Here is a 3,577-nt window from a genome sequence, read left to right as displayed (position 1 = left end):
TCCGGCGCCGAGCGCCGGGTCCTCCTCGGCGATGCGGCGCGCGATGTATTCGTAGGACAGGCCGTGGAAGCCGTAGCGACGGATGCCGCGCGCGTGGAACTCGGGCGGCAGGCCGAAGGTGTCGGCGACGAAGGGCTGGGTGCGGTGGAAGGCAGTGTCGAAGCAGGCGACCTGCGGCACGCCGGGAAAGCGCCGCGCCGCCGCCGCGATGCCCGCCAGGTTGTGCGGCTGGTGCAGCGGCGCGAGGGGAACGAGCGCCTGCAGCACCGCCATCACCTGCGGGTCGATCGCCACCGGCGCGGCGTGGTCCGGCCCGCCATGCACGACGCGGTGGCCGATGCCGACGACCGGGCGCCCCCGCAGCGCGGGGTCCAGCCAGGCGATGATCGCATCGAGGGCCGCCGCATGGTCCGCCGGCGCGCCGCCCGCATCCCAGGAGGGCGCGGCCACCGCCCTGCCCGCCGCATCCTCCGCGACGAAGCGCGGCGTGGCGCCGATGCCCTCCACCTGGCCGGCGCGAAGCGGCGCGAGCCTGCCCTCCGCCGTCTCGAAGACGGCGAATTTCAGCGAGGAGGAGCCGGCATTGAGGACGAGAAGGACGCCTTGCATCGGATCGGTCTCCGGCCGCGTGGATCACGCCATGTTGTGCAGGCCGCCATCCACGTAGATCGTGTCGCCCGTCATGCCGGAGGAGGCGCCGCCGACCAGGAAGGCGACGACGCGCCCGACCTCGGCGATGTCCACCAGCCGCTGCGCCGGCGCGCGGCTCCGCGCCATGTCCACGAGCTCGTCGAAATGCGCGATGCCGCTGGCCGCGCGGGTCTTGAGCGGCCCCGGCGAGACGGCGAAGACGCGGATGCCCTTCGGCCCGAGCTCGGCCGCGGCGTAGCGCACGGACGCCTCCAGCGCGGCCTTCACCGGGCCCATGATGTTGTAGTGCCCCACCACCTTGTCGGCGCCGTAGTAGCTCATTGTCGCCAGCACGCCGCCCTGTGTCATCAGCGGCTCGGCCAGCTTCGCCATGCGCAGGAAGGACCAGCAGGAGACGCGCATCGCCTGGCCGAAGCCCTCGGCCGAGCAATCCACCACGCGGCCATGCAAATCCTCGCGCGGGGCGAAGGCGATGGAATGGATGACGAAGTCGAGCCGGCCCCATTCGGCCGCGATGCGCGCGAACACCGCCTCCAGCTCGCCCGGCTGCTCGACATCGAGCGGCATCGCGATGGAGGCCTGGAGCTGCTCCGCCAGCGGGCGGACGAAGCGCTCCGCCTTGGCGTTGAGCCAGGTGACGGCGAGCTCGGCGCCGAAGGCGCGCAGCTTGGCGGCGCAGCCATAGGCGATGGAGTGCTCGTTCGCGATGCCGACGACCAGGCCGCGCTTGCCCTTGAGCATGTCGCCGATGCGCTCGTCCGGGTCCCAGACCCGCGGCAGGGGATCGATCGGGCGATCCGGCATGGTGCATTCCCGGCTTGCGGCCGTGGCAGGGTGCTGCCCGCCGGTGGCCTTCGGATGACCGAAGCGCGAAGCCTGCATGACGAAGCGCCGCCCGTCACGTCCGCGCCGAGCGTGACGCCGCCCTGGTCGGAGAGCCGATCTCCGGAATGCCGGCGAAGGCGGCCGGCGACGCGATCCGTGCGCATCGCACCGCGAATGGCAGGACCATCATGACCCCGGGCGCAAGCGCGGCGTCCCTGCCGACACTGCCGGGCATCTCCGCGAAGGGGGGGGGGGCGGCGCGCCCCCCCCCCCCGCCACCTTCGGCCTCGCCCTCGCATTCCGCCTGGGGTCGCATCGGTGGCGGCCACTGCCGGGCGCGCCCTGGCGCAGCGTCGCACTGGGCGCGCTGTGGCTGGCCGGGACGCTGCTGGGCGCGCTGATCCTGGCGACCGCGCTGCGTCTCTTCCCCGACCTCCAGATCCTGACGGGAGCCCTCGCCCGACCCTGACGCCCGATCCGCGAAGGAGATCGCCATGCCCCGCCCCTGCGCCTGCCGACGACCCCTCCTGCTCGGCGTCGCCGCGATGGCGGCGCTCGGCGCCTCCCGGGCCCGCGCCCAGGGCGCCGACCACGCCGCGCTGCTGTCCACCCTGCGCCGCGCCGACCTTCTCGATGACTATGCGCTCGACCCGGCGCGGGAGATCGCCGCGGCGCTCGGCCAGGCCATGGGCGTGCGCGGCGGCGTCGCGGTGAACGGGCCGCCGCGCGGACCCGACGGCATCCTCATCTGCCTTCTTCGCGCCGCGCGGGACCGGCGCGCGCCGCTGCCGGCCGATGTCCCGCTCGACCCGCCCGCCGCCAGCCCGTTTGCCGATCCGGCGCACCGCGTGATCTGGGTGAATGCCGATTTCCTGCGCAGCCTGGCGCTGCAGATCTCGCTCTGGGGAAACACCGCCTGGGGCGGCGGCGGGCTCAGCGGCGTGCAGGCCGTGGCGAGCAGCCGGCTGGACCCGCCACCGGCCCAGAAGCGGTACTGGCACCCGCAGACCAGCCCCGCCTTCCACCACCCGACGCTCGGCCTGGTCGCGCGCGGCGCGGCCAGCTTCGTGCTGGCGCACGAGATTGCGCATGTGCTGCTCGGCGACCCGCCGGCCCTGGAGCCGGCGCTACGCAACCTGCCGCGCCGCGCGCGGCAGCTGGCGCCGATGTGCCCGAGCCTCACCTTGCCCGCCGTGGTCGCGCGCCGCACCTATGAGGAGCGCGCGGACGAACGCGCGCTGGAGGCGGTGCTGGCCTCGGGCCGCGCCGTCGGCCAGGGCCCGGTGGGGCTGCCGGGCGAGCTCGGCATCGCCACGCTGCTCACGCTGCGTCTCGGCGACGACCTGGTGCGGGTCGGCAGCACCGTGGACACGGCGGTGCCGCAGCGGCTGCTCCGGGATCAGGTGGGGGCGGAGGTCTTCGCGCGGCTGCGGGAGGCCGCGCGGCCGCGGCCGGGCACCGACCTGGTCGGACTGGTCTATTCCGACACGCATCCCGCCGCGGTCGAGCGCCTGCTTGGCGTCATACGGCGGCTGGCGAAGCGGCCGGGCAGCCAATGGTTCGGGGATCCCGATCCCGCCAGCAGCCAGGCGATGTGGCTGCGGCTCGTGCAGATGAGCTGCGAGGAGGCGATGCGAGGCGGAGACCGATAGGCCGTGGCGTGGGCGGCGACACCGGACTACGGCGCCGCGGTCGCTGCCGCCGCCCCGCCCCGCGCCGCCTCGGCCGCGCGATAGATCGTCGCCGCCGGCACCGCCCAGCCGCCGGCCTCGTTGTTCAGCGCCATCGAGCCGACGCCGGCCACCACCCATTGTCCCGTGGACAGCCGCACCAGCACCGGACCGCCGCTCGATCCGCTGGTCGCCGCGCAGGAATGGCGCAGCATCACCCGCCCCGCGTCGTCGCGGCCATAGCCGAGCACGCGGCAGGACAGGTCCGCCACCAGCAGCGATGGCCGATCCGCCTGATAGCCGCCGAGCGCCAGCTCGGTCCCCGGCCGCGCGAAAAGCGGCACGACCGGCAGCAGCAGCTCCGCCGGCGCCCGCGGCCCCCCCCCCGCCCCCCGCCGCCAAGCGCCCACCCCCGCCCGGGGGCGGGGCGC

2 protein-coding genes and 2 pseudogenes are annotated in these 3,577 nt (G+C 75.0%); 1 reads left to right on the top strand and 3 read right to left on the bottom strand.

Annotated features, from left to right (window positions below; genetic code table 11):
- Positions 1–609, bottom strand: a pseudogene (locus tag AC1MIR_RS20280) (acetate/propionate family kinase); the annotation flags it as partial.
- Positions 610–633: 24 nt separating this feature from the next.
- Positions 634–1,455: an enoyl-ACP reductase FabI gene (gene fabI, locus AC1MIR_RS20275; protein WP_480029993.1), complete on the bottom strand. Its 822-nt coding sequence runs from the start codon at positions 1,453–1,455 to the stop codon at positions 634–636.
- A 515-nt stretch (positions 1,456–1,970) separates the two neighbouring features.
- On the opposite strand from fabI, the gene AC1MIR_RS20270 reads away from it, so the two are divergent.
- Positions 1,971–3,128, top strand: a complete 1,158-nt coding sequence (locus AC1MIR_RS20270) for a hypothetical protein (protein ID WP_480029992.1) — start codon at positions 1,971–1,973, stop codon at positions 3,126–3,128.
- Positions 3,129–3,154: 26 nt separating this feature from the next.
- On the opposite strand, the pseudogene AC1MIR_RS20265 reads toward AC1MIR_RS20270, so the two are convergent.
- Positions 3,155–3,577: pseudogene (locus AC1MIR_RS20265) on the bottom strand (hypothetical protein); the annotation flags it as partial.

The organism is Falsiroseomonas sp. RANM36 (assembly GCF_056682175.1).
Note: the sequence above shows the minus strand (reverse complement) of the source record. Positions and strands in the feature narration are given on the sequence as shown.

Bases quoted from the DNA above. Each gene is read 5' to 3' on its own strand.
- fabI (WP_480029993.1), bottom strand. From the start codon at position 1,455: ATGCCGGATCGCCCGATCGATCCCCTGCCGCGGGTCTGGGACCCGGAC.
- AC1MIR_RS20270 (WP_480029992.1), top strand. From the start codon at position 1,971: ATGCCCCGCCCCTGCGCCTGCCGACGACCCCTCCTGCTCGGCGTCGCC.